This window comes from Amycolatopsis sp. NPDC104863 (assembly GCF_055582965.1).
This window is the reverse complement of sequence record NZ_JBVJOW010000001.1, coordinates 1,488,822-1,514,617: the sequence shown is the minus strand read 5'-3', so window position 1 is coordinate 1,514,617 and position 25,796 is coordinate 1,488,822. Positions and strand designations below refer to the sequence as shown.

22 protein-coding genes are annotated in these 25,796 nt (G+C 72.5%); 10 read left to right on the top strand and 12 right to left on the bottom strand.

The window, feature by feature from the left end; all coding sequences use genetic code 11:
- The first annotated feature begins 68 nt into the window (after nucleotides 1-68).
- The gene (locus ACZ63J_RS06670) at nucleotides 69-914 is read left to right on the top strand and encodes an oxidoreductase (RefSeq protein WP_465398391.1); all 846 of its coding nucleotides are present in this window, start codon (nucleotides 69-71) and stop codon (nucleotides 912-914) included.
- Here the strand turns inward: ACZ63J_RS06670 and ACZ63J_RS06665 are convergent.
- Nucleotides 883-1,722 carry a helix-turn-helix transcriptional regulator gene (locus tag ACZ63J_RS06665; RefSeq protein WP_465439345.1) on the bottom strand — a complete coding sequence of 280 codons (840 nt, stop codon included), beginning with the start codon at nucleotides 1,720-1,722 and terminating at the stop codon, nucleotides 883-885. The two genes, ACZ63J_RS06670 and ACZ63J_RS06665, sit on opposite strands and share 32 nt — an antisense overlap.
- A gap of 116 nt (nucleotides 1,723-1,838) precedes the next feature.
- Here ACZ63J_RS06665 and ACZ63J_RS06660 point away from each other — a divergent pair, with 116 nt between their 5' ends.
- On the top strand, nucleotides 1,839-2,897 hold the full coding sequence (locus tag ACZ63J_RS06660) for an aldo/keto reductase (protein WP_465439343.1): 1,059 nt from the start codon (nucleotides 1,839-1,841) through the stop codon (nucleotides 2,895-2,897).
- A gap of 4 nt (nucleotides 2,898-2,901) precedes the next feature.
- On the opposite strand, the gene ACZ63J_RS06655 is transcribed toward ACZ63J_RS06660, so the two are convergent.
- From ACZ63J_RS06655 to ACZ63J_RS06640, 4 genes are all read right to left on the bottom strand, one after another.
- Entirely contained in the window at nucleotides 2,902-3,252 is a 351-nt protein-coding gene (locus ACZ63J_RS06655; RefSeq protein ID WP_465339581.1) for a VOC family protein, read from the bottom strand.
- A gap of 84 nt (nucleotides 3,253-3,336) precedes the next feature.
- Nucleotides 3,337-4,023 carry an ABC transporter ATP-binding protein gene (locus tag ACZ63J_RS06650; protein WP_465398387.1) on the bottom strand — a complete coding sequence of 229 codons (687 nt, stop codon included), beginning with the start codon at nucleotides 4,021-4,023 and terminating at the stop codon, nucleotides 3,337-3,339.
- Complete coding sequence (locus ACZ63J_RS06645; RefSeq protein WP_465398386.1) at nucleotides 4,020-4,712, bottom strand: ABC transporter ATP-binding protein; 693 nt, start codon at nucleotides 4,710-4,712, stop codon at nucleotides 4,020-4,022. The genes ACZ63J_RS06650 and ACZ63J_RS06645 overlap by 4 nt, the downstream gene beginning before the upstream one ends.
- On the bottom strand, nucleotides 4,705-7,287 hold the full coding sequence (locus ACZ63J_RS06640; RefSeq protein WP_465398385.1) for an FtsX-like permease family protein: 2,583 nt from the start codon (nucleotides 7,285-7,287) through the stop codon (nucleotides 4,705-4,707). The genes ACZ63J_RS06645 and ACZ63J_RS06640 overlap by 8 nt, the downstream gene beginning before the upstream one ends.
- 332 nt (nucleotides 7,288-7,619) lie before the next feature.
- On the opposite strand from ACZ63J_RS06640, the gene ACZ63J_RS06635 reads away from it, so the two are divergent.
- Nucleotides 7,620-9,302, top strand: coding sequence for a glycosyl hydrolase family 18 protein (locus ACZ63J_RS06635; protein WP_465398384.1), 1,683 nt, complete (start codon nucleotides 7,620-7,622; stop codon nucleotides 9,300-9,302).
- Between the two features lie 104 nt (nucleotides 9,303-9,406).
- The gene (locus tag ACZ63J_RS06630) at nucleotides 9,407-9,940 is read left to right on the top strand and encodes a carboxymuconolactone decarboxylase family protein (protein WP_465305045.1); all 534 of its coding nucleotides are present in this window, start codon (nucleotides 9,407-9,409) and stop codon (nucleotides 9,938-9,940) included.
- Here the strand turns inward: ACZ63J_RS06630 and ACZ63J_RS06625 are convergent.
- From ACZ63J_RS06625 to ACZ63J_RS06605, 5 genes are all read right to left on the bottom strand, one after another.
- The gene (locus ACZ63J_RS06625; protein WP_465398383.1) at nucleotides 9,937-10,848 is read right to left on the bottom strand and encodes a quinone oxidoreductase family protein; all 912 of its coding nucleotides are present in this window, start codon (nucleotides 10,846-10,848) and stop codon (nucleotides 9,937-9,939) included. The genes ACZ63J_RS06630 and ACZ63J_RS06625 overlap by 4 nt on opposite strands.
- A 48-nt stretch (nucleotides 10,849-10,896) precedes the next feature.
- Nucleotides 10,897-11,757 (bottom strand): dioxygenase family protein, encoded by an 861-nt coding sequence (locus tag ACZ63J_RS06620; RefSeq protein ID WP_465398382.1) that lies wholly within the window; start codon nucleotides 11,755-11,757, stop codon nucleotides 10,897-10,899.
- A gap of 11 nt (nucleotides 11,758-11,768) precedes the next feature.
- Nucleotides 11,769-12,563: a citryl-CoA lyase gene (locus ACZ63J_RS06615; protein ID WP_465398381.1), complete on the bottom strand. Its 795-nt coding sequence runs from the start codon at nucleotides 12,561-12,563 to the stop codon at nucleotides 11,769-11,771.
- Nucleotides 12,556-13,716 carry a CaiB/BaiF CoA transferase family protein gene (locus ACZ63J_RS06610; protein ID WP_465398380.1) on the bottom strand — a complete coding sequence of 387 codons (1,161 nt, stop codon included), beginning with the start codon at nucleotides 13,714-13,716 and terminating at the stop codon, nucleotides 12,556-12,558. Before ACZ63J_RS06610 ends, ACZ63J_RS06615 begins: the two co-directional genes overlap by 8 nt.
- A gap of 67 nt (nucleotides 13,717-13,783) precedes the next feature.
- Nucleotides 13,784-14,593 (bottom strand): IclR family transcriptional regulator domain-containing protein, encoded by an 810-nt coding sequence (locus ACZ63J_RS06605; protein ID WP_465398379.1) that lies wholly within the window; start codon nucleotides 14,591-14,593, stop codon nucleotides 13,784-13,786.
- A 133-nt stretch (nucleotides 14,594-14,726) separates the two neighbouring features.
- On the opposite strand from ACZ63J_RS06605, the gene ACZ63J_RS06600 reads away from it, so the two are divergent.
- From ACZ63J_RS06600 to ACZ63J_RS06580, 5 genes are all read left to right on the top strand, one after another.
- The gene (locus tag ACZ63J_RS06600) at nucleotides 14,727-16,142 is read left to right on the top strand and encodes an amidohydrolase family protein (RefSeq protein ID WP_465398378.1); all 1,416 of its coding nucleotides are present in this window, start codon (nucleotides 14,727-14,729) and stop codon (nucleotides 16,140-16,142) included.
- Nucleotides 16,143-16,157: 15 nt separating this feature from the next.
- Nucleotides 16,158-16,655 carry a hypothetical protein gene (locus ACZ63J_RS06595; protein WP_465398377.1) on the top strand — a complete coding sequence of 166 codons (498 nt, stop codon included), beginning with the start codon at nucleotides 16,158-16,160 and terminating at the stop codon, nucleotides 16,653-16,655.
- A gap of 47 nt (nucleotides 16,656-16,702) precedes the next feature.
- Entirely contained in the window at nucleotides 16,703-17,824 is a 1,122-nt protein-coding gene (locus ACZ63J_RS06590) for an epoxide hydrolase family protein (protein WP_465398376.1), read from the top strand.
- Nucleotides 17,748-19,331: an RNA polymerase sigma factor gene (locus tag ACZ63J_RS06585; RefSeq protein WP_465439341.1), complete on the top strand. Its 1,584-nt coding sequence runs from the start codon at nucleotides 17,748-17,750 to the stop codon at nucleotides 19,329-19,331. The genes ACZ63J_RS06590 and ACZ63J_RS06585 overlap by 77 nt, the downstream gene beginning before the upstream one ends.
- Before the next feature lie 187 nt (nucleotides 19,332-19,518).
- Nucleotides 19,519-20,718, top strand: coding sequence for a hypothetical protein (locus ACZ63J_RS06580; RefSeq protein ID WP_465398374.1), 1,200 nt, complete (start codon nucleotides 19,519-19,521; stop codon nucleotides 20,716-20,718).
- Nucleotides 20,719-20,726: 8 nt separating this feature from the next.
- Here the strand turns inward: ACZ63J_RS06580 and ACZ63J_RS06575 are convergent, their stop codons facing one another.
- Both ACZ63J_RS06575 and ACZ63J_RS06570 read right to left on the bottom strand, forming a co-directional pair.
- The gene (locus tag ACZ63J_RS06575) at nucleotides 20,727-21,365 is read right to left on the bottom strand and encodes a tetratricopeptide repeat protein (RefSeq protein WP_465398373.1); all 639 of its coding nucleotides are present in this window, start codon (nucleotides 21,363-21,365) and stop codon (nucleotides 20,727-20,729) included.
- The gene (locus ACZ63J_RS06570) at nucleotides 21,359-22,831 is read right to left on the bottom strand and encodes an AAA family ATPase (RefSeq protein WP_465398372.1); all 1,473 of its coding nucleotides are present in this window, start codon (nucleotides 22,829-22,831) and stop codon (nucleotides 21,359-21,361) included. The genes ACZ63J_RS06575 and ACZ63J_RS06570 overlap by 7 nt, the downstream gene beginning before the upstream one ends.
- Before the next feature lie 64 nt (nucleotides 22,832-22,895).
- Here ACZ63J_RS06570 and ACZ63J_RS06565 point away from each other — a divergent pair, with 64 nt between their 5' ends.
- Nucleotides 22,896-25,655, top strand: a complete 2,760-nt coding sequence (locus tag ACZ63J_RS06565) for an ATP-binding protein (RefSeq protein ID WP_465398371.1) — start codon at nucleotides 22,896-22,898, stop codon at nucleotides 25,653-25,655.
- Nucleotides 25,656-25,796 lie beyond the last annotated feature (141 nt).

Genomic DNA, 25,796 nt, shown 5'->3' with positions numbered 1-25,796 from the left:
TCGGTGTTGGCGGCACGGCGGTGATCGTCTCCAGGATGGGAGGGAGAAACCACTGGGAGGAACCGAACATGACGAACACCGACGGCCGCGTCTGGCTGGTCACCGGCTGCTCCGCCGGCTTCGGCCGCGAGATCGCCTTGGCCGCGCTCGCGGCGGGCGACCGGGTGCTGGCCACCGCGCGGCGGCCGGAAACGCTGGCGGACCTGCAGGAACGCGGCGGTGACCGGGTCCGGACCGCGGCGCTGGACGTGACCGACGCCGGGCAGGTCGACGCGGCGGTGAAGACCGCGCTCGAGGCGTTCGGCCGCATCGACGTGGTGGTCAACAACGCCGGCAACGGCTCGGTCGGCGCGGTCGAGGAGCTGACGATGGCGGAGCTGCGGGGCCTGATGGAGGTGATGTTCTTCGGCGCGGTCGCGGTGACCAAGGCCGTCGTGCCGCACCTGCGGGCGCAGGGCAGCGGCACGGTGGTGCAGATCAGCTCGATGGGCGGGCAGCTGTCGATGCCCGGCTTCGGCGCCTACAGCGCGGCGAAGTTCGCGCTGGAAGGGCTGTCCGAGGCGCTGGCGGCGGAGGTCGCGCCGTTCGGGGTGCGGGTGCTGATCGTCGAGCCCGGCGCGTTCCGCACGGAGTTCGGCGGCGGGCGCATGCACCGCTCCCGCACGATCGACGCCTACCGCGTGTCGACGTCGGGCACGCGGGACGCGGTCGAGGCGATGGACGGCAGCCAGCCCGGCGACCCGGCGAAGGCGGCCGCGGCGATCGTCCGCGCGGTGGGTGCGGAAGACGCGCCGCTGCACCTCGCGCTGGGCGCGGACGCCGTGGACGCGATCCGGGCCCAGCACGAAGCGCTCGCCGCGGACCTGGCCGCGTGGGAGGACGTCAGCCGCGCGACGGCGCTGGATCGGCACTGAGCCGGTCCAGCGCGGCCTGGCTCTCCTCGTCCGCGGCGCGGTGGATGACCAGCAGCTGGTCGGGGTCCTGCAGCGGCGTGAGCGTTTCGAAGTCCACTGTGATCGAGCCGGCGTCGGGGTGGCGCAGCACCTTGCGGCCACGGCCGTTGACCTTGACGTCGCGCTCGGCCCACAGCCGGGCGAAGTCCTCGTCGTCGCGGAGGAACCCGGTGATCAGCTCGCCCAGCACTCGGTCTTCCGGGTGCGCGGCCCAGGCCGTGCGCAGGTGGGCGATCCCTTCGCGGACGACGCGGTCGCGGTCGGCGTAGAAGTCCCGCGCCTTCGGGTGCCTCAGGCACAGCCACATGGCGTTGCGCTGCGGCGGGGGCAGGGTGTCGAAGTCCAGCAGCAGCCGCGCCATCGCGGGGTTCCAGGCGAGGATGTCGAAGCGGTGGTTGAGCACCATGGCCGGCAGCGGCGCGAGGTCGGCCACCAGGCGGGCCAGCGGCGCCGCCGCGGTGGTGGCCGGCTTGCCGTCGTCGCGGGCGCGCTGCCCGGTCAGGTCGAAGAGGTAGGCGCGTTCGTCCGAGGCCAGTCGCAGGGCCTCGGCCAGCGCGTCGACCACCTCGGCCGAGGGCCGCAGCTCGCGGGCCTGCTCCAGCCGCACGACGTAGTCGACGCTGATCCCGGCCAGCTCGGCGACCTCTTCGCGGCGCAGGCCCGGGGTGCGCCGTGCTTGCTTGCGTGAGGGCAGGCCGACCTGGCCCGGGTCCAGCCGTTCGCGTCGTGTCCGCAGGAACGCGGCCAGCTCCTGGGTGCGCGTGATCATGCCCGGTGCAACCGCCCGGGTGGGACTCGTGTTCCCAGGAAGCTCCTTCCCTTACCCCGCGCTCGTGGCCGTCGCAGGCTGGTGGCCGCACCGGATCACGAACACGGGAGTCACACATGCCACTCACCCTCGACACCTACCGGCTGCTGGGTCGCTCCGGGGTGCGGGTCTCACCGCTGGCGCTGGGCACGGCGACCTTCGGCACCGAATGGGGCTGGGGCGCCGGGCCGGAGGAGGCCCGCAAGCTGTTCGACACCTACGTCGAGCGCGGGGGCAACTTCGTCGACACCGCCGGCACCTACACCGACGGCAGCGCCGAACGCCTGCTGGGCGAGTTCGTCCGCGGGCGCCGCGAAAGCCTCGTGCTGGCGTCGAAGTACTCGACGCTGCGCACGCCGGGTGACCCGAACTCCGGGGGCCCGCACCGCAAGAACCTGTTCGCGTCGGTGGAGGCGAGCCTGCGCCGGCTGGGCACCGACTACCTCGACCTGCTCTTCCTGCACGTGTGGGACTTCACGACGCCGGTCGAGGAGATCCTGCGCGGGCTGGACGACCTGGTCCGCCAGGGCAAGGTCCTGTACGTCGGGATGTCGAACGTGCCGGCGTGGGAGGTCTCGCGCATGCAGGCGATCGCGGACCTGCGCGGCTGGTCGCCGCTGGTGGCGCTGCAGATCGAGTACAGCCTCGTCAACCGGGCCGCCGAACGCGACCTCGTCCCGATGGCCCGCGCGATGGGGCTGGGGGTGACGCCGTTCTCGCCGCTCGGCGGCGGAATCCTCTCGGGCAAGTACCGCCGCGCCGACCTGACCGCGACGGGCGCGGAACCCGGTTCGCGCAAGAGCTTCAACACGAACCTGGGCATGGTCACCGAGCGGACCCTCACGATCGCCGACGTCGTGGCGGAGGTCGCCGCGGAGGTGGGCCACACTCCCGCCCAGGTCGCGCTGGCGTGGCTCCTGCACACCCCGGGGGTGACGGCGCCCATCCTGGGCGCGCGCACGCCCGAGCAGCTGGCGGGCAACCTGGGCTCGCTGGAGGTGGACCTGACCGCCGGCCGGCTGGCGCGGCTGGCCGAGGTCAGCGCGATCGACCTCGGCTACCCGCACGACGTGCTGGCCGGCGACCACCTCCGCGCGGCGACCCGCGGCGACCTGACGGTCGAGGGCCGCCGCTGACCTCTTACGCGGGGTCTTCCAGCAGCCCGAGGACGTTGCCGTCGGCGTCGGTGAAGGTCGCCACGAGGCGGCCGTTGCCGACGTCCTTCGGCTCGTCCTTGACCTTCCCGCCCGCGGCGGTCACCTCGGCCAGCTTCGCCTCGAGGTCGGCGACGTGCCAGTAGGTCACCGGCCCGGTCATGCCCTGCTGCGCGCCGTTGGGCACGAGCCCGATGTGCTGGCCGGCGACGTCGTAGCCGACGTAATAGGGCGCGTCGGCCTGCGGCTCGAGGCCCAGCAGCGCGGTGTAGACGGCTTTGGCGGCGGCCACGTCGGTGACCGGGTGCAGGACGGTCTTGATCCCCTGGGTGCTCATCGGTGCTCCTGAAGTTCGTCGGTTGTGGTACGCCGACGACGGTATTGCGGCCCCGCTGACCAGTGCTTCTCGATTCCTGATCGGTTAGTCGAGCAGCGCGGTGAGCACGCCGTCGAGCAGGCGGACGCGGCGGTCGGCGATGCGGTGCACCTCGTCGTCGTGGGTCGCGACGATGACCGCCGCCCCCTCGGCCGCGCACCGGCGCAGCAACCGCAGGACCCGGGGCGTCGAACCGGCGTCCAGGTGCGCGGTCGGCTCGTCGGTCAGCAGCACCCGCGGCCGCCCGGCCACCGCACGGGCCAGCGCGACCCGTTGCTGCTGCCCGAACGACACCTCCAGCGGGTAGCGGTCACCGAGGTCGCCGATGCCCAGCTCGTCCAGCAGCTCGGTGACCCGCGCCCCGATGTCGGCCTTCGACGGCCGTGGCACGTCCGAGCGCAGCCGCAGCGGCAGGGCGACGTTCTCCGCGATCGTCAGCTCGTTGGCCAGCCCGAGGGCCTGGGGCAGCACCGCGCACGTGTGCCACGGCGGCGCGCCGCTGATGGGGACGCCGTCCAGCAGCACGCAGCCGGAGTCGGGGGAGTCGAACCCGCACAGCAGCGCCAGCAGCGCGCTCTTGCCCGACCCGGACCGGCCCGACACCGTCACCAGCTCACCGGCGGCCACCCGCAGCTCCAGCCCGCGCAGCACCTCGATGTCGCCGCTGGGGTGGGCGAAGCTGCGGCGCAGCCCGACGGCTTCCAGCATGGACGGCGCGGCTTCGGCGGTCATCGTCGCGGCTCCCGTTCTTCGACACCTTCGAGCGAGCCCTTGTGCAGCCGGGCCACCCGCGCGCCGAGGTCGATGAGGCGTTCGTCGTGCGAGGCGACCAGCACCGCGAAGTCCTGGTCCACCAGGTACTGCAGGGTGTCCAGCACGAGGTCCGCCGACGCCTCGTCCAGCTGGGACGTCGGCTCGTCGGCCAGGATCACCGTCGAGCGCGCGGCGAGCACACACCCGAAGGCCAGCCGCTGCTGCTGCCCGCCCGAGAGCGCGGAGATCTTCCAGCCGCCGGTGCCGTGCAGGCCGAGCTGGCCGAGGATGTCGTCGGGGGCGCACTCGGTGCCTGCGGCTTCGGCGGCCGCGCGCAGGTTGTCCGCGACGCTCAGGTAGCCCAGCAGGTTGTCCGACGGGTTCTGGAACACCAGCCCCAGGTGGTGGCGGCGCAACGCCCGCCGCTCCCGGTGCCGGAGCTTGCGCACGTCGGCGCCCTGGAACGTCAGCGTGCCGCGCGCGGGCGACTCGAACAGGCCCAGCACCCGCAGCAGCGTCGACTTCCCGGACCCGGACGGCCCGGCCAGCACGGTCATCCCGCGCGCGGGGACGTCGATGCTGACGTCGTCGACGCCGGTGACGACCCCGGCTGGGGTCGGGTAGTCGACGCCGACCCCGCGCAGGGAGAAGATCGGTTTCTCAGGCACGGATCAGCTCCGCGGTCCGGGCGGTGCGCACCGAGCGCACCGCGATCCAGCCGGCCAGGCCCACCACGAGCAGCCCGATGACCAGCACGGTCAGCACGAACGACGTCGGGTCGGGCAGCTCCGAGCGCGGCGCGAGGAACGTCGCGGGGTCGAACCGCGGCACCGACAGCCCGGCCACGGAGATCCCGCACACCACCCCGACGACGATCGCGAGCCCGCTCAGCGCGCCCAGCTCCATCAGGTGGCTCGCCAGCAGCGTCCGCGGCCGCATTCCCATGCGCAGCACCAAAGCGCCGGCCAGCGCGTTCTGCCGTCGCCGGACCTCGACCGCGACCAGCAGCGCCAGGATCGCCACGACGCCGAGCACCGCGCCCAGCAGCGCCACGAACGAGAACGTCCACGACACCACGAAGAACGGCAGACCGTCCAAAGCGGACTCCCGGCTGACCCGGTTCGGGATGAACACCCCTGCTGAGCGCAACGCGGTGGTCGCCTCGGCCATCGGCGCGCTCGTCAGGACGCTCCACTTCGGAACGCTGTCCAGCTGCGCGTGGCTCAGCACCGTGCGGGACACGACGTACCCCGCGGAGGTGCCGATCATGGGGAACACCGGCAGGTCGGCGACGGTGACGGCGTCGGGCAGCCCGTCCGGCAGCTGCGCGGTCTGCTTGGCGGTGTGCCCGATCCGCAGCACCGGGGTGCCGCGCGGGTCCGGCTGCGAGATCTTCGCCAGCAGCCCGCCGAGGTCGCCGGTGGGCACGTGGTCCACGGCGGCGCCCCGGGTGAACGTCGCGGGGTCGACGACCAGCACCACGCTGCCGGTGCCGGTCAGCTCACCGACCACGGTGCTGGTCCCGGCCAGCGACGCCGGCATCGCGACCTCGCCCATCCCGATCGGGCTGTCGGTGTCGAGCCGGGCGTTGCTGCCCACGAAGATCGCCGACTTGGTGTCGAGGGCGTCCTCCTGGCCGTTGGCGATGCCGAGGCCGGTGGCGAGCGTGCCGATGGCCAGGGTGCCGATCACGAGCACCCCGGTGACCGGGGCGCGGGCGCCGGCGAGGCGCCGGATCGCCAGCTGCAGCGCCGGGCGCGACCAGAGCCGGGCGCGGTGGGAGGCGTGCAGGGCCAGCCAGGCCAGCCGCGCGGTCAGCAGCCCCACGGTCAGCACGACGAACACCGGGTAGGTCAAGGCCAGCGGGTCGACCTGGGGTAATGGATTTCCGAGGCGTGAAGCCGTCCCGTAGTGGGTCAGGCGGTTCCAGCCGAGCCAGCCCATCCCCGCGGTCGCGAGCTCCCACGGGAAGTAGCCCAGCAACCGCGCCCGGTTGCCCTTGCCGCGCACCCGGCCCAGCTCGAACTCCCGGTGCACGCGGACGGCGACCACGAGGGCCAGCAGCGCCAGCGACACCAGCAGCGTCCCGGCCGCGACGGCGCCGGCGCGCAGCTCCGCCGCGGGGTCGGGGGAGCCGGCCGGCCCGTACACGCCGAGCAGCAGCCGCGCCGCGACCGCGCCGGCCGCCCCGCCGAGGATGATCGGCAGGCCCAGTTCGGCGACGGCGAGGCCGCCCAGCGCCGCCGGGCCGCTGCCGCGGGCCGACAGCAGCCGCAGCTGCGCGTGCCGCCGCTGGTACCACTGCAGGGCGACGGTGCCCAGGCCCGCGCAGCCGACCAGGACGCTGATCAGGGCCAGCGGCAGGATCGAGACGAACACGTTGTCCTCGGCCTGGCGCGCGATCTGCACCGAGCGTTCGAACGTCGGGACGTCGGCGGCGACCAGGTTCCCGAGCCCCTGGGCGGTGAGGTCCGTGCGGACGTCGGCGACCAGGTCGTGGGAGCGCTGCAGGAGGTCTTCGGCGCCGCTGAGGGTGGTGGGCGGGGGTTCGTAGAACGAGATGTGGAAGTACTGCATGGTGGGCAGGCCGATGGCCTTGATCGCGTCGTCGAAGGTCTTGTGGTCGGTGGCGAAGACGATCGAGTCGATCGGGTCGTTGGCCAGCCGGTCGACGACCGCGCCCGACTGCTGCGAGCACCACCAGCGCGGCGGCGGGTCGAGCAGGTCGCGGTAGATGCCGGTGACCGGCGCCAGCGCCATCCCGGCGATGCTGGTCTTCGCGCCGACGCCGACGTGCTCACCGTCGGCCAGGACGTTGCCCACCCACCACCCGGGCGCGCGGGTTCCCTGCTGCAGCGTCAGGTTGTCCAGCCCGGCCTGGTCACGTGAGGCCAGGCGGACCTTGTAGCCCGGGCCACCGTCGAACTTGGTGCCGTACAGCACGGTCGTGTACTGGCCGACGACCGGCGTGCCGAAGCCGTGTGCGGGGGCGTGGCGCTGGACGGCCTGCGTGAGCGCCGGGATGTCCTGCACGGGGATGTTTCCCTTGCCGAACACCGGGCCGTAGCTGTCGGGGCAGGTAATCCCGGTCTGGTAGGCGACGGTCGCGCCGCCGGCCGCGGACGCCTGCAGGACCGCGGCCGCGCCGAGGAAACAGGCCAGCAGCGAGGTCACGGCCGCCACGATCAGCGTCAGCGGGCTGGAGAGGGCGGCCTTCGGGGCCGCCCGCCACGGCTTGGTCACTCTGCGTTGTCCAATCTTCCCCCATGTCACCCGCATGGACGCGCACGCTACCGGCAGACCGCAGGATTTGGCACGTTTTTGTTCCGATCGTTAATCACCCGCTGTGGTCGGCCCGCGGCCGGTTCCGACATTACGGACAGCGAGCAACACCTACCGCCATCCGGCCGGTTTAGTGGTCTAGACCTTGACGCACGGATTGGTCTGATCCAATCCTGAAGACGTTCCCGCCGTGCGACGCCGCAGCACGGCTCCCCGCCGGCACTGGAGCGCAGATGCGTCGACGCAGACCTTTCGCCCGAATGTCCGTTTTCCTAACCGCCGCAGCGGTTTCCGTGAGTTCGCTGGTCGCCGCCGCGGGGACCGCCCAGGCCGCCACGCCGCTGCCCACGCACGTCTTCGCGCCCTACTTCGAAGCGTGGACGGGGGAGAGCCCGGCCGCGCTCGCGCAGCAGTCCGGCGCCAAGCACCTCACGATGGCGTTCATCCAGGCCGCCACCCGCGGCTCCTGCACCGTGTACTGGAACGGTGACACCGGGATGCCGATCTCCAACGGCACCTTCGGTTCCGACATCAGCACGATCCGCTCCCGCGGCGGCGACGTCATCCCCTCCTTCGGCGGCTACACCGCCGACAACACCGGCACCGAGATCGCCGACAGCTGCACCAACGTCGACTCCATCGCCGCCGCCTACGAATCGGTGATCACCACCTACGACGTCCCGCGCCTCGACATGGACATCGAGGACAACTCGCTCACCAACACCGCCGGGATCGACCGCCGCAACAAGGCCATCAAGAAGGTCCAGGACTGGGCCGCGGCCTCCGGGCGCTCGCTGCAGATCTCCTACACCCTGCCCACCACCACCCGCGGCCTCGCCGACAGCGGCCTGGCCGTGCTGCGCAACGCCGTCACCAACGGCGCCCGCGTCGACGTCGCCAACCTCATGACCTTCGACTACTACGACAACGCCGCCCACCAGATGGCCACCGACACCCAGACCGCCGCGACCGGGCTGGTCTCCCAGCTCGCCGGCCTGTACCCGGGCAAGACCCAGGCCCAGCTGTGGGCGATGGTCGGGGTCACCGAGATGATCGGCGTCGACGACTTCGGCCCGGCCGAAACCTTCACCACCGCCGACGCGGCCACCGTCTACAACTGGGCGGTGTCCAAGGGCATCAACGAGATCTCGTTCTGGGCGCTGCAGCGCGACAACGGCAGCTGCCCCGGCGGCGCCGCGGCCGACAACTGCTCCGGCATCGCCCAGGACACGTGGTTCTTCAGCCACGCCTTCGAGCCCTTCACCGGCGGCACCTCCGTGCCCGGCAACGACTTCTCCCTGTCGGCGAACCCGGCCTCGGCCGCGGTCGACCCCGGCGGCTCGGCCACCGCGACCGTGAGCACCGCGGTGACGTCCGGCTCGGCCCAGCAGGTGACGCTGTCGGTCACCGGCGCGCCCGCCGGTGTCACGGCCTCGGTCAGCCCGGGCTCGGTCACCGCCGGCGGCAGCGCGACGCTCTCGGTGAGCACCACGACGGCGGCCGTCCCCGGCGTCTACCCGCTGACCGTCACCGGCGCCGCGAGCTCCGGCAGCCACAGCGCCACCTTCACCCTCACCGTGAAGGGCACCCCGCCCGCGGGCGGGGTGGTCAACGGCGGCTTCGAAACCGGCGTGCTGAGCCCGTGGAGCGCCTCAGGTGACTCGATCGTCGCGACGCCGGCGCATTCGGGCACCCACGCGCTGCAGGTCGTCCCGACGTCGTCGGCCACCGGCGAGGCGGCCCAGAACGTCACGCTCGCCCCGAACCACGCCTACACGCTCAAGGCGTGGGTGCAGGGCAGCTACGCCTACGTCGGCGTCCGCGGCGGCGCGAACGCCAGCACGTGGACCTCGAGCAGCGGCTGGACGCAGCTGTCGGTGCCCTTCACCACCGGCGCTTCGGGCGCGGTGACGGTGTACGTCCACGGCTGGTACGGCCAAAGTGCCCTCTACGCCGACGACTTCACCATCGGCTGACCGGCGTTCGGTGGCGGCCCGGTTGGGCAAGACGGAGGTTGGCCGGGCCGCCGCCACTCGAAAGACTGAGAGGAGAAGATCTTCCGTCCTTGGAGGAGGACCGCATGCCGCACATCCCGCTCGACCCGCAGCTGCCGGGGATCAGCGCGCTCTTCGCCTACCGGCCGGAGACCGCCGCGCCGCTCGGCCAGCTGGGCGAGGTGCTGCTGCGTGGCCCCAGCAGCCTCACCGTCGGGGAGCGCGAGCTGATCGCGGCAGTCGTCTCCAACGGCAACGAGTGCCGGTTCTGCACCGGCAGCCACTCCGCCGTGGCGGCCCAGACCCTCGACGGCGGCCAGGCCGTGGTCGACGCCGCGTGCGGTGGGATCGACGACGCCCCCGTGTCGGCGAAGCTCAAGGCGCTGCTGTGGATCGCGCTCGCGGTGCGGGAGACGGGCCGCGCGGTCACCGACGAGCTGGTCGCCGCCGCCCGCGCCGAGGGCGCGACCGACCTCGAGCTGCACGACACGGTCCTGATCGCGGCGTCCTTCTGCCTGTTCAACCGGTACGTCGACGGCCTGGCCACGGTCGCGCCGGAGGACCCGGCCGTCTACGACCTGATCGGCAAGCGGCTGATCGAAAACGGCTACGCCCGCTAGGGCACCAGCACGATCCGGCCGCGGGCGGCCCCGGCGGCCTGACGCGTCCACGCGTCGGCGGCGTCGGCGAGCGGCACCCGCTCGTACCCGACCGTGAGGTCGCCCGCGACCGCGTGCCCGACCACGGCGAGCAGCGCTTCGGCGCGCTCGGCCGGGGTCAGCTCGTTGTTGGTGTACCCGAGGATCCGCAGCGACCGGCTGCGTAGCGTCGCCGAGTCCACCGGGCAGCGGTCCCCGGCCGACCCGCCCAGGTTGACCAGCCGCCCGCCCGGGCGCAACGTCCGCAGGGCCGCCGCGGCCGGCGCGCCCCACACCGGGTCGATGACAAGATCCACCGGCCCCGCGGCCTGCAGCGCCTCCTCGTCGCCGACCGGGACGGCCGCGTCGGCGCCGAGGCGCGTGGCCTGCTCCAGGGCTTCGGCCGAGCGGGCGCACGCGACGACCCGCCCGGCCCCGGCGAGCCGCGCCAGCTGAACGGCCGCCTGCCCGACCACACCACCGGCGCCGAGCACCAGCACCGTCTCACCCGGGGTGAGCCCGCCCGCACGGATCAGGCACATCCACGCCGCGACCGCGGACAGGCCGAGCGCCGCGACGAGCGTGTGGTCGGCCTCCTCCGGCAGGACGACGAGGTCACCGGCGGCGACGGTGGTGTGTTCGGCCATGGAGCCGTCGCCCGGTCGCATGCCCGCGGTGGTGGCGAACCAGACCGGCGTCCCGGCCGGGTGCCTCGCCGTGGGGTGCGTCAGGACGCCGACACCCTGGACTCCCGGCACGTACGGCGTCGCCGGCACGTCGAAGTAGGACGTGCCGGACGCGCAGAGCAGGTCGAGCGGGGTGATCGGCGCCGCCGTCACCCGCACCGCGACCCGGTCCGGTGCCGCCCCGGGCTCAGCTCGTTCGGTCACCACCGGGCAACCGCCCGCCGTGGGGAGCTCCGCCGCGCGCACCGGCGGTCACACGGGCTGCAGGACGAAGTCGTACCGCGCCTCGAGCCACGGCTCGGCCGACTCGCCACCGTCCGGGGTCGGCCCGGGCTCGCGGGGCTCGAACGCGACGACCAGCTCCTGCTTGGTGCCGAACACGACGTCGCTGTCGAGGTACTCGGCGCCCTCCTGGAACAGGTGCGTGATCAGCGGCTCGTACCCGGCGGCGTTGATCAGGAAGTGCACGTGGGCGGGCCGGAAGTGGCTGATGTCGGTGCCACCGACGAGCTCGCCGACCGGGCCGTCCATCGGGATCGAGTAACCCTTCGGCGCGATGGTGCGCAGGCAGTAGGACCCGTCGGGCCGCGTGACGTACTTCGCGCGCAGCCGCGCCTCGTCGATGTCCGGAATCTGCGACTCGTAGGCGCCTTCCTCGTCGGCCTGCCAGACGTCGAGGACCGCGCCGGCGGCGGGGGAGCCGTCGAGACCGCGGACGGTGCCGGTGATGTAGAGCGGCGTGCCGGGCAGCGCGTCGGACATGTCCCCGCCGAACTCCTTCTCCGGCGAGCCGTCGATGTGGAACGGGCCGAGCACGGTGGCCGGGGTCGCCTTGGCGTCGAAGGCGTGGTTCATCTGCACCACCAGCATGCTCAGGCCGAGCACGTCGGAGGCCAGGATGAACTCCTCGCGCTTCTCGTCGCTGATCTGCCCGGTCTCGGTGAGCCACCGCATCGCGGCCATCCACTCGGTCTCGCTCAGCCGGACCTCGCGGGCGAACGCATGCAGGTGCCGCACGAGCGCGGCCATGAGCTCCGCGGTCCGCGGGTCGTGCGCGCTCGCCCAGCGCCGCGCGGCGAGCTCGGTGATGTTGTCTTCGGTGACCAGCTGCATCGGCGTTCCTCTCAGGGTTCCGGGTCCGGTGCGACCGGCCGGTTGTTCAGGTCGACCGACAGGAAGATGTCGTTCGCCACGGGGTGACGCAGCTCCTCGGCGAGCTGGCCGATCAGCCCGGCGGTCCGGGCCAGCAGCGCGAACCCGCGCAGCAGCGGCAGCGGCAGCCCGAGGTCGGCGAGCGCCGCGCCGCAGACCCCCGCGCCGTTGAGCGGCAGCGTCTTGCCCAGCACCTGCGGGTGCACCCGGCCGATCGCCGCGAACAGCTCCAGGTGCGGGCCGCGCAGGTCCTCCTCTGCGGCGATGTCGAACAGCCGCCGGGTGCGCGGGTCGCCGTCCTTGTGCACGTGGTGCCCGAGCCCGGGAACGTACTTCTCTTGCGCGCGAACGGCTTCCACCGTCTTGAGCGCGAGCGCGTCCCAGCCCGGCTCATCGGTCGGCTGCTCGTCGGCGGCGGACAGGACGTCGTGGAGGAAGCGGCCGCAGTCCTCGGTGACGCCGAGGAACCGCGACCCGCCGCCCAGCAGCCCGGCCGCAAGCGCGCCCTGGACCGAGTCGGGCGCGGACAGGTAGGTCAGCCGGGTGACGATCGCGGTGGGGGTGAAGCCGTGGTCGGCCAGCGCCGCCAGCACCGCTTCGAAGACCCGGGTCTCGCCTTGGGACGGACGTCGTTGGGTCGCGAGCCAGAACGCCAGCTCGCCGAACCCGACGGTGCCCATCACGTCCTCGGCGAGGTCCTGGCCGAGCAGGGTGATCTTGTCCTTCGTGGACGATCCGAGCGCGGTTTCGTAAACGGGGTCAGTCATCCGTGGTCTCCGTCAGCCAGGCGCGCAGCTCGGCGCCGTGTTCGTCGAGCTCCGGCGGCGGCAGCCGGTAGGCCGCGGGTGTCGCGGAGAACCGGATCGGGTGCCGGGTCGTGGGAACCGCCCGCTCGCCCTCGCCGACCTCGACGACGGGGTCGAGCCCGAAGCGCTCGGCCATCGCGAACCCGCCGTCGATGGTGTTGATCGGTCCACACGGGACACCGACCTTCGTGAGCGCGTCGAACCACTCCACCGCGGTCTTCCGGCCGAGCCGCTCCACCAGGATCGGCCGCAGCTCCTCGCGGTTGCGCGTGCGGTCGGCGTTGCGGGCGAACCGCGGGTCGTCCGGCACGTCCGGCAGCTCCAGGACCTCGCACAGCCGCCGGAACTGGCCGTCGTTGGCCGCGGCGACGATCAGGTCGGTGTCGGCGGCCGGCAGCGGCTCGTACGGGAAGACGCTGGGGTGGGCGTTGCCCATCCGGTACGGCACGACCCCGCCGGCGGCGTAGGCCGAGCTGTGGTTCACCAGGCCGGTCAGCGCCGAGGACAGCAGGTTGACCTCGACGTGCTGGCCCTCGCCGGTCGTGTCGCGGTGGCGCAGCGCGGCGAGGATGCCGATCACCGCGTGGTTGCCCGCCATCACGTCGAACACCGAGATCCCGGCCCGGTACGGCGGGCCGTCCGGGTCGCCGGTCAGGCTCATCAGCCCCGAGATCGCCTGCACCATGAGGTCGTACCCGGGGACGTGCCGTCCCTCACCGGAGCCGAAGCCGCTGATCGAGGCGTAGACGGTCGCGGGGTTGGCCTGCTTCACCGCGTCGAAGTCCAGGCCGTACTTGGCCAGGCCGCCGGGCTTGAAGTTCTCGATGACGACGTCCGCGCGGGCCGCCAGCTCGCGCGCGACCGCGGCGTCGGCTTCCTCGCGCAGGTCGAGCGCGATCGACCGCTTCCCGCGGTTGACGCCGAGGTAGTAGGTGGAGACGTCCCCGCGCACCGGCGGCATCCAGGTGCGGGTCTCGTCGCCCTGCGGGCCTTCGACCTTGACGACGTCGGCGCCCAGGTCGGCGAGCAGCATCGTGGCGTACGGGCCGGCGAGCACCCGGGAGAAGTCCGCGACCAGCAGCCCGGACAACGGGCCCGTTGTGCTGGAATCCACCCGGAACCACCCTTCTGTCCGTCTGACGGACTCCTGTCCGCAGTTTGCTCTTCAAGTGCGCCGGTGGTCAAGACACGGCGGGCACGGTGACGTGCGGGACCTCGTCCAGCCGGGCGAAGTCGGCGCTGATGTCCCCCGCGGTCTGCAGCAGCAGCGGCAGGTGGTGGTCCAGGAGCCGCTCCACGGACGTCTCCGCGGCGTGGCAGTTGACGTTGACGCCGGCGATCACCCGCCCGGACCCGTCGCGCAGCGGCGCGGCGACCGAGCGGATGCCCAGCGCGAGCTGCTCGTCGGTGAGCGCCCAGCCGCGGGCCCGGACCTCCCGCAGCGCGGCGTCACGCTCGGCGCGGTCGGGCTGCCAGCGCGCGACGAGCCCGGACCGGGTCGGCTCGGCCAGCACCGCGTCCAGCTCGTCCGGCGGCAGCGCGGCCAGCTGGACCTTGCCCAGCGACGTCGGCAGGGCCGGGAACCGGGTGCCGATCTGCACGGTGAGCCCGACGATCTTCGGCACCGCGACGCGGGCGACGTAGACGATGTCGGAGCCGTCGAGCTGGGCGATCGAGCACGACTCGCCGGTGCGCGCGACCAGGCGTTCCAGGTGCGGGCGGGCGACGTCCCACAGGCCCGTCGAGCGCACGTAGGCGACGCCGAGGTCGAGCACGCGCGGGGTGAGCGTGTACCCGCGTCCGCTCGCCCGGACGTAACCCAGCTCTTCCAGTGTCAGCAGGATCCGCCGCGCGGTCGGGCGGGCCAGGTTCGCCGCGCTCGCCACCTCCGCGAGCGTCATCTCCCGCTGGTGGGGGCGGAACGCGGTGATCACCTCGAGCCCGCGGGCCAGCGCTTCGATGAAGTCGGGCCCCGTTCCCTCGCGTGGCATGCGCGTCCTCCTCCTGCAGCGGTCCTTCCCGGCAGCGTAGCGGTGGGGATTGACACCGGCGCGGCACTGGGCAAGGGTGTCTCCACCGTCGAGTGTCCGTAGAGCGGACGAGTGTACGCGACTGGAGGCAGCGATGTCCGGATCGATCGTCCTGCGAGGCGGCACAGTCTTGACCCTCGACGACACCCGCCGGGTGCTCACCGGCGAGGACGTCCTGGTGACCGGCGACCGGATCACCGCGATCGGGCCCGCGCTGGAGGTGCCGCCGGGCACGACCGAGATCGACGCGACCGGCGGGATCGTCATGCCGGGCATGATCGACACCCACCGGCACCTGTGGCAGACGGCCATGCGCGGCTACGGCGCCGACTGGACGCTCACGCAGTACTTCGTCTGGTACTACCTCGAATGGGGCAAGGTGTTCCGCCCCGAGGACATCTACGCGGGCAACCGGCTGGGCGCGCTCGAAGCCCTCGAAGCAGGCGTCACGACCACAGTGGACTGGTCACACGGCCTGCAGACGACCCAGCACGCCGACGCGGCCGCGGACGCGCTCGAGTCGGTGCCCGGCCGGTTCGTGCTGGCCTACGGCAACATCCAGGACTCACCGGCGAACTGGACCGGCACCCCGGAGTTCCGCGACTTCGTCTCCCGCCGCACCGGCGGCGACCTGGGCTTCCAGCTCGCGTTCGACGTCACCGGCGACCCGGCGTTCCCGGAGAAGGCGGCGTTCGAGGTGGCGCGCGAGCTGGGCGTGCCGGTGACGACACACGCGGGCGTGTGGGGCGCGACCGGTGACGAAGGCATCAAGCTGATGCACGACCACGGGTTCATGACGCCGTCGACGATCTACGTGCACAGCGCGTCCCTGGCCGCCGACTCCTACCACCGGATCGCCGCGACCGGCGGGTCGGTGTCGGTGTCGACGGAGAGCGAGCAGAGCGCGGGCCAGGGCTACCCGCCCACCTGGGCGCTGCGGCAGTACGGCATCCCGGTGTCCCTGTCGATGGACACCTCGGTCTGGTGGAGCGGCGACCTGTTTTCGGCGATGCGCGCGACACTGGGCGCGGACCGGTCCCGCGAGCACCTGGAGGCCCACGCGAAGGGCGAAACGGTCACGCACGCGGCGCTGCGGGCCGAGCAGGTGGTGGAGTGGGCCACCCGCGGCGGCGCGGCCGCGCTGGGCCGCACGGACATCGGCAGCCTGGCGGTCGGCAAGAAGGCGGACGTGGTGCTGCTGAAGAACGAGGATTCACCGGCGTCGTTCCCCCTGCTGAACCCGTACGGCCACGTGGCATTCCAGGCCCAGCGCGGCGACGTCCACACGGTCCTGGTCAACGGCAACGTGGTCAAGCGCGACGGCCGTCTGGTGGAGGTGGATCTGCCGGCGGTCCGCCGCGAGGTGGAGTCGACGGTCGAGTACCTGCGCGGACAGCTGGGCGAGGAGGCGTGGCGGCAGGGGATGAACCCGGACATCCCGGAGGCGAAGATCTTGGACAACCCGTATACGTACACGACCTACCAGAGCGAAACCACCCACGGCGGCTGAGTACCGTAGGGGGCCGTGGTCCAGGTCTTCATCCAGCCGTCCTACGGCACGCCCGACGCCCGCCGCTACGGGGCGGAGTCGCTCGAGAAGACGGTGGACTTCGGCGCGCTCGCCGACCTGCTGGACCCGGCGGACCTCGCGCGCCTGACCGCGCTGCACCCCGCCGGCCGGGCGCGGTTCTGGGGCGCCAAGGACAAGTACGACCGCCGGATGGACACCGTCACCACGGGCGACGTGGTGCTGTTCACCGGCCGCAAGCAGGTCCAGGCCACAGCCGAAGTCGGACACGGCTTCCGCAACCCGGCCTTCGCGCGGCGGCTGTGGAACCCGGATCCGGGGAAGTGCTTGTTCAGCAACGTCTACAGCCTGCGTCACTACCGGCGCGTCGGAATGCCGTACGAAGCGATCTGGGCGTTGCCCGGCTTCACACCGGGCGACAATTTCATGGGGCTGCGCTTTCTGGACGACACGAAGTCAGCGGCGGTGGTGGCGTTGCTGAGGTCCGTCACCTGAGTTGTCCACTGTGGAGTTCAGCCCTGCTCTGCTCGTAGAGTCGTCCCATGGAGACTTTCGCCCCGCAGACCGCTCCGGCGGTCCTCGAAGACCTCCGCACGAGACTCCGCGCCACGCGCTGGCCGGACGCTCCGGAAGACGCCGGATGGTCCATCGGGACCGACCTCGGCTACCTCCGTGAGCTCGTCGCCTACTGGGCGGACGGCTTCGACTGGCCCGCCCGCGAGGCCGAGCTGAACGCCATCCCGCGCTTCCGCACCCCGGTCGGCGGCCTCGGCATCCACTTCGCGCACGTCCGGGCCGTCGAGCCGGCCGGGCCCGTGCTTCCGCTGGTGCTCTGCCACGGCTGGCCGGACTCCTTCTGGCGGTACACCAAGGTGGTCCCGCTCCTGACCAACCCCGCCGCGCACGGCGGTGACCCCGCCGACGCCTTCGACGTCGTCGTGCCGGACATGCCGGGCTTCGGGTACTCCGAGCGGCCGGGCGCGCCGCTGGACTCGATCGCCGTCGCCGGCCTGTGGGCCGAGCTGATGACGCAGCTGGGGTACGAGCGCTTCGGCGCGGCGGGTGGGGACATGGGCAGCCACGTCAGCCGCTACCTGGCCCTCGATCACCCCGATCGGGTCGCCGCCGTCCACCGCACGGACGCGGGCCTCCCGGTGTTCTCCGGTGATCCGGCGGAGCTGACCCCACCGGAGCGCGAGTGGCTGACGAACGCGGCGGCGTGGGGCGCGTCCGAAGGTGCGTACGCCGCGATCCACCGCACAAAACCCCAGACCGCCGCGATGGGCCTGAACGACTCGCCGGCCGGGCTGGCGGCGTGGATCGTGGAGAAGCTGCACGCGTGGAGCGACGGCTTCCCGTTCACCCGCGACGAAATCCTGACCAATGTGACGCTGTACTGGCTGACCGAGACGATCGGCTCGTCGATGCGCACCTACCGCGCGAACGCCCGGATCGCCCCGGCCCAGCTCGCCCGCCGCGTCGAGGTCCCGTCCGGCTTCGCTCTCTTCGCGGGCGACGTCGTGCTCCCGCCGCGGGAGTGGCTGGACCGCATGGCGAACACCGTCCACGTCTCGGAACCGGCTCGGGGTGGGCACTTCGCGGCGTTCGAGGAGCCGGAGATCTACGCCCAGGAGCTACGGGACTTCTTTCGTCCCTACCGCTGACCGGCACTACCACCCTTTTGGTGGCGGGAAAAGGATCACGCGTCAGCGTGTCGGGTACGGCTGTGACGTACTTGCCCGGAAATCGAGCCTAAGGTGTGATGTTTTTTCCGCAGTCGCCCCAGCGGCGGACTCCCAACGTCTAGACGTTGTGGAATCACCTGAAAACGCGCGGTCCGCTCGGGACCGCGAAGCCGTTCGAGCCATTGAACAGCATTGGCCCGCCATGCGCGCGGCATGCCTCTGGATCGTCAAGAACGAGCAGGACGTCGACGACGTGACTCACGACGCCGTCCTCAAGGCGCTGCGGACTTTTCCCGTCGGCATCGTGCGCGATCCGGCGGCATGGCTCTGCCGCGTCGCGATCACCACGGCCCAGGACTTCGTGCGGCGGCAGCAGAAGATCCGGAAAGTCATGAGCGACGTCGACTGGGAGCGCGTCGAACTGCCGGCCGGCTCGGACCGGGAAGCACGGATCAAGCTCGCCGAGCTGCTCGACCGGGTCTGGAGCTTCCTCGGCGGAGTTCCGCAGGAGGACATCGATCTCTTCTTCGAGGTGCCGCTGACGGGCATCACGGAACGCCAACTGGCCACCCGGCTCGGCATGCCGTTCTCCAAGCTCAAGAATGCACGCCGCCGGGGCCGGGAAGCGCTCCAAGAGGCCGCCACGGCCGTGGTGCTCATCAACTGGCCACGCGACTGCCAGAAACCGGCCGAACTCGCCGAGGGGTACAAGGACTCCCCGGAACTCCTGCGGGAGATCCGCAAGCACCTCAGGAAATGCCGACCCTGCAGGAAACGCAGTGAGGACCGGAAAGCCCTGTTGAGGCTCCTGCTGGGAATCCCCGGCCTCGCGTTGGCCGGACACCTGCTCGATCGGGTGGCGGCCGCGCTCAAGTACCCGAAGGCCACGATGGCCGCCGGGGTGTCCCTTGTAGCGCTGGTGGTCGTGCTCGTTCCGGCCGGCACGTCCCCGAGCCCGGCGCCGCGGCCGCCGATCGCCGCTCCCGCGACTTCGCTCTCCGCCACCTCCAGCCCGGGCCCGACCCCCACACCCGAGCCGACACCCGGCACGAGCACCGCCCCGCCGCCGGTCCAGGCGCCGCCGTCACCGACCGGCACCACGCCGCCGACTTCCGGGGCGCCCGAGGCCAGCGGCGAGGACGACGCGCCCCCGGCCGTCACCGGCTCGTGGGTCCAGTACCGGCGCATCGCCGAGGCGGACGACGGCAAGTGCGGGAACGAACCGACCTCCTCGCTCGTGGGGGTGACCGTCTCGCCCCGCGCGAAGTCGGCGGTGATCCAGGTGACGGCCCCCGGCAGCACGTTCACGCTGCCGATGCACGACTCCGACGGCAAAACCCGGTGGACCGGCCGGGTCGGCCCGGTTCCCGAGATCGACGCGCAGGGTTGGCTCGGCATCGCGGTCGAGGTCACCGGCATGAACGAGGCGAAGACGGTCACCAGCCTCGGCCGCATCGAGATTCATCCGTGTGGGAAGGGCGGCTGAACGCATGCCATTCCCGGAACTTTCGCGCCGTCCGCCGGCGACAATGCCCCCACCAGGCACGACGGGTCTTCGAGCACGGGAATTCCCGCGCTCGCCCGGCAGCCCCGAGAACGGCCTCACGATTCCTCCGTCAACGCTGCCCCGGCGCCACGCCGCGCTCCGGGCAGCCGGAGCAGAGGAGATCCCCGTGTCCACACCGAACCCCGCTTTCGACGCACACCCGCCGGTCGCCGACCGGGTGATCGTCGCCGGCGACCGCGTCGCGGAGTACTGGATAAGCCGTCCGGGGGTCAAGCGGGTGCTCGCCGTGGTCCCGCACGTCCAGGCGGGGGAGCGACTGCTGGACGTCCTGCCCGCGCTGGAAAGCGACATGCGCGTCCAGGTGTTGCTGACGGTCCCGGAGACGGGGTACCGGTGGGCCGGCATCGGCGAGTACGTCCGCCGGCTCGGGGGGCTGTCCATCCCGTGGCGGCAGGCGGTGACCACGCGGTTCGACCTCGTGCTCGCGGCCTGCCGGTGGGGGGTCGCTGAGCTGGACGGGCCCGTCCTCCTGATGCCCCACGGTGCGAGCAGCCTCGGTTCCCGGACCGGGCACGACGGTGACTTCAACCGTTACCACGGCGAAGAGGTACCCGCGACGCTGGCCCTGGCGACCGACGAGGAGAAGCTCGCACTGGCCGACGCCTGTCCCGAGGCGCTGCCGAGTGCGGTCGTCGCGGGTGACCCGTCGTTCGATCGGATGCTGGCGGGCCGGGCCTACCGCGACCGGTACCGCCGGGAGCTCGGCGCGTCGCCGGCGCAGCGGGTCGTGGTGGCCACCTCGACCTGGTCGAAGCACTCCCTCTTCGGCACGGATCCGACGATCTTCGCCCGGTTGATGCTGGAGCTGCCGCGCTCGGAACACGTGGTGGTGGCGGTGCTCCACCCCTTCATCTGGCACGCGTACAGCCGCCGGCAGGTGCTCGCCTGGCTGGCCCGGGCCCGCGACCACGGGCTGGTCGTGCTGCCGCCGGAAGAGGGCTGGCGGAGTGCGCTCGTCGCCGCCGACGTCGCGGTCGGCGACTTCGGCTCGGTTCTGCAGTACGCGGGCGCGCTCGGCGTGCCCACCTTGATGAGCCCGGCGGCCGGTGTGCGACCGGGCAGCCCCGCCGAGGCGCTGTCGAGGATCGCGACCCCGCTGCACCTCGACAGTCCCCTGGCACCGCAGGTGTCCCGGGTGCGACCGCCGACCGACGACGAACGCGCGACGCTGGTGCGGGCCATCACCACCCGGCCCGGACAGTCACTGGCTATCCTCCGCCGCACCTGTTACGACCTGCTCGGCCTGACCGAGCCGGTGCACGGCGTGCCGGTGTCACCGGCTCCGCTGCCGGAGCCGATCGGGTGACCCGGCACTCAGTCCGCGCGCGGCGGCAGCGCCCGGAGCCGGGCCCGGACCCGCTCGGCGTGCGGGTCGTCCATGGCGGCGTACGCGGCGAGTGCGTCCTCCCAGTACCGCCGCGCGCCTTCGGGGTCGCCGGAATCCGCCAGGACCTCGGCGAGCTTCTCCAGCACGGGGACCCGCAGCGCGGCGGCCTCCGACGACGGGAGCGAGCGCAGCCCACGCCGCAGCTCGGACACGGCTTCGGCGTGGGCGCCGCGGGCTGCGTGAACCGCGCCCAGGCCAGCGACGGCCTGGGCCTGGCAGTGGAAGTCCCCGAGGGACTCCGCCAGCCGTGCCGACCGCTCGAAGTGGTCGACGGCGGCGTCCGCGTTGCCCTGCTCGGCGAGCGCGTGGCCGAGGTAGCCGAGCAGGAGCGCGGTCCCGCGGTGCCGTCCGTGCGCTTCGTTCAGCTCGAGGGCGTCGCGGTAGTGCTCGATCGCCTCGGCGACGCGGCCGCTCGCGTGCGTCGCGGCGCCCAGTCCCTCCAGCGCGGTGGCCTCGCCGGCCCAGTCGCCGGTCGAGCGCGCCAGGGTCACCGCCCGCCGGTAGGGCTCCATCGCGTGCTCCGGCTCACCGATGCGCAGGTGGACGGCGGCGGCCTGGTTCACCATGCGCACTTCGGCCCGGACGTCCCCGGACCGGGCGGCGGCTTCCACGGCGATCGCGCCGGCACAGATCCACTCCGCGTAGTGGCCGCGGTAGAGGAACAACCCCAAAGCGCGTCGTAGAGCCGGCACACCAGCTCGTCCCAGCCGCGGGCGAACGCGGTGTGCAGGCAGGCGGTCAGGTTCGGCAGCTCACGCTCGAGCCAGTCCAGCGCCGGTCCCCGTGCCGTGAACTCCGCCGGTTCCGGCACGGGAGCGAGGCGCGAGCGCAGCGGTGTCGCCGCGCCGTCGGCCGACGCGGCCCGGTCGCGATACCACTGGAGGGCCGACCTCACGGCTTGCTCCTGGTCGGAGGGCGGATCTTCCCGCTCCGCCCAGCGCCGGGCGTGCAGGCGCGCCAGGTCGTGCAGGCGGTAGCGGTCGAACGCGATGTCGGTGATCATTTTCGCGTCGACCAGCAGGCCGAGGACGTGGTCCGCCTCCGCCACCGGCGTGCCGGCCAGCGCGGCCGCGACACCACCGCCGAAGTCGGGTCCGGGGTACAGCCCGAGCAGCCGGTAGAGACGAGCCGCGACCGGCGGAAGCCCGCGGTAGGAGAGATCGAAGCACGTCGCCACGGACAGCGCCCCGTCCTCGTCCACGAGAGCCCCCAGGCGGCGGCGTTCGTCGGCGAGCTCCCCGGCGACGGCCGCCACCGGCCAGTGCGGCCGGACCACCAGCCGCGCCGCGGCGATGTGCAGGGCGATCGGCATGCCACCGCACAGTTCGGCGACCGCGCGCGCCGACTCCGCCTCGGCGAGCACCCGTTCCCGGCCGACCGCGCGGCCCAGCAACTGCACCGCCGCGTCCGGCGGCAAGGCGCCCACGGGCACCGCGACGCTGCCGTGTGCGACGAGTCCGCTCAGCCGGCGTCGGCTGGTCACCACCACCGCGCTCCGCGGGGACCCCGGGAGCAGCGCCACGACCTGCGCGCTCGAGGCGGCGTCGTCCAGCAGCACGGCGATCGCCCGGCCGGCCGTGAGTGAGCGGTACAACGCCGCGCGCTGGGGTTCCCCGGCCGGCTGGTCCGACGGCGGCACGCCCAGCCCGTGCAGCAGATCGCCGAGGACGTCGACCGGCCCGGCAGGTCCGTCCGGCCCGTGTGCGGACAGTCCCGCGAACAGCTGCCCGTCGGGGTACCGGTCGCGCGCGTGGTGCAGCCAGTGCGCCGCGAGCGCGGACTTCCCAACGCCGCCCGGGCCGGTCAAGACCACGATGCCGGGCCGGTCGCTGCCGGCCAGCGCGTCGGTCAGCGTCCGCAGCTCGTCGGTCCGCCCGCTGAAGTGGGCCGGAGGCGGGGGAAGCTGCCGCGGCACGTGCTGCGCGCGGCCGGCGTGGACGTGGATGTCGCCGTGCACGACCCCGGTCTGGACGACCGAGCCGGCGACGTCGTGGGTGATGTTGCCGGTCGTGTGGTAGCTCGGACGGTCCACGGCCCCCACCTCCGTTTCGAAGGCTAGTGGTAGCACTCCGCGGCCGGGGCGCGATTGTGCAGGGGTGAAGGCCACTCCCGCCGACGTCTGGCACACGAGCTACCGGAACTTCGGTGCGTTGCTGGGGGCGCTCCGGCGTGATGCCGGGCTGACCCAGCGCGTCGTGGCGCGCCACGTGAAGAGTTCCGACACCACGCTCTCGAAATGGGAAAACGGACAAGGCGAGCACCCGCCTGAGCGGCAGTCCGTGGTCGACTACGTCTCCCGGTGCCTGCGGGACATGGCCAGTTCCGAGACGGTGAAGGAAGAGCGGCGGCTTGCGGTCACGGAGGCGCTCGACGAGCTGATCCGCCTGCGCGAGCGCCTCGACGACATGCCGGCCGAGAGCGAGCCGCCCGCGTCGGTGAGCACACTGCGCCGGGATGTTCACTCCTTCGAAGGCCGCGAGACCGAACTCCGCCTGATCGCCGACGCCGTCGAGCACCCGACGGGCGCGGTCGTGGCCGTGCACGCCATCGACGGAATGCCCGGCGTCGGGAAGACGGCTTTCGCCGTTCACGCGGCGCACCGGTTCGCCGCGCACTTCCCCGACGGCCGCCACTACCTCGACCTGCACGGCCACAGTCCCGGACGCGAGCCGGTCGCGCCGCGGGACGCGCTGGCGGCGTTGCTGACCGCGGTCGGGGTGGACCCGCTGGACCTGCCGGCCGAAACCGAGCGGCGCGCCGCGCTGTGGCGGCGCTCGGTCGGCGGCAAGCGGATGGTGCTGGTGCTGGACAACGCCGCCGACCACCGGCAGATCGAACCGTTGCTGCCCGGCGAGGGCCGCAGCCTGGTCCTGGTGACCAGCCGGCGGAGGCTGAGCGAGCTCGACGCGATGTCGATCGATCTGCCGCCGCTGCCGACCGGAGAAGCCGAGGCGGTGTTCCGCGGGCTCGCGGGCCGTCCGGTGAACGAGCAGGCCGCACTGACCCGGCTGGTCGGGCTCGCCGGCGGGTTGCCCCTGGCCGTGGCGATCCTGGCGGCGCGGTTCCGGAACCGACGGGCGCTCACCGTCGCTCGTCTCGCCGACGAGCTCGCCGAGGCGTCGAACAAGCTGCCCGTCATCCGCGCGCAGTCCCGCGCCGTCGCCGCGGCGTTCGAACTGTCGTACCGCGACCTCTCCGGCGAGCAGCAGCGCTTCTTCCGGTTCCTCGGTCTGCACCCCGGCGACAGCCTCGAACCGTTCGCGGCAGCCGGGTTGTGCGGCTGCCGCCCGTCCGAGGCGGCGGCGCGTCTCGACGAGCTGTACCACGAACACCTCGTGGAGGAGCCGACGCTGGGCCGCTACCAGATGCACGACCTCATCGCGGAGTACGCACGCGAGCGGGTCGAGGACGACGAGCCCGGTCTCCGCACGGCGGCCCGGGAGTCGCTGCTGGAGTTCTACCTGACTTGCGGAGCAGCAGCCAACAGCCGCCTCGCGCACGGCACGGAAGTGGCCGACGAATCCCTCCCTCCGCTGGGGGACGACCGCGCGGCGGCGAGCTGGTTCGACGCCGAGCGGGAGAACCTGCTGGCCTGCCTGGACAGCGCGGAAGCGCCCGAGACGGTCGTGGACTTCTCGCTGGTGCTGGCCCCGTACCTGGGACGCAGCGGACCGTGGGACCTGACGGTGCGCGTCCACCGGCGGGCGGTGGACTGCGCCCGCGCCTGGGGGGATCCCGAGGCCGAAGCCAGGACACTGCTCGAGCTCGGGAAGGCGCAGTTCCACGCCGACCGCTACGAGGAGGCCGAGACCGCCCTGGGCGCCGCGGGCCGGCTCTTCGCCGAGCTGGGCTTCAACGGCGACGAGGCGCACGCCTGGGCCGGCCTCGGCCAAGTCTGGATCCAGACCGGGGACCACGTCGACGCGCGCCGGGCGTTCACCGACGCGCTCGCCCTGTGCGAACAGGACGGTTTGGAGCGGGAGCGAGCCGGGGTCCTGGTCGAACTGGCCAACCTGGACTACTTCCAGGACGAGTACCCGCGGAGCGTCGCGGCGAACGAGCGAGCGCTGGGGATCTACGAGGAGCTGGAAGACCGGCTGGGGCAGGCGGCCGCTCTCAAGGGGCTTGCGCACGTGTGGCTGTTCACCGACGACTACCCCCGCGCCCGTGACGCGGCGATGCGGGCGCGGGAGCTCTTCCGCGCGGCCGGGCAGGTCCTCGGCGAGGGGCAGACGTCTTCGGTGCTCGGCAGTGTGAACCGGGCGCAGGGGAGGTACACCGAAGCGCGCACGGACTTCGAGACGGCCATCGAGCTCTACGAAAAGCTCGGTGATCTCGCCGGTTCCGCCATGGCGCAGATCGAGCTCGGCATCGTGCACTGCCACCTCGGCGACTTCGTCACCGGCGAGGAAGTCCTGCGTCGGGCGATGGAGCTGTACGAGACGTTCGACGAAGCCGTCGGCAAGGCGTCGGTGCGCCGGGAACTCGCCGACCTCCTCACGAAGACCGGACGGCTGAAGCACGCGCGGCCGCTGCTGGACGAGGCCGAGAACATCTTCGGGAAGCTCGATGACCGGTTCGGCAAGACCATCACCTCGAACAGCTACGGGGCATGGCACCTGGCCGCGGGCGAACCGGTCGTAGCCCGGCGCCGCTACACCGAGGCGCTCGAGCTCGCGCTGGAGATCGCCAGCCCGCTGGAACGCGCCGCGGCGCTGGCCGGGCTCGCCCGCGTGGCGAAAGCACTGGGGGAGCACCGGGCGGCCGAAGAAGGGCTCCGCGACGCTCTCGCGATCTACCGGAGCCTGGGCGCCGGCGAAGCGGCCGAGCTGGAGCGTGAACTCGGCTCGACGTAAACAATCACGGTATTTTTGCCGTCATCATCCGTGGTGATCAAATTCCGGAAACCGGAGAAAACCGACTTCGGTCGGATTCCCCGATGTGCCCCCGGTTGCGTCCGAATGGTCGTCGAATCGGGTGATGCGGATTGTCTAGAC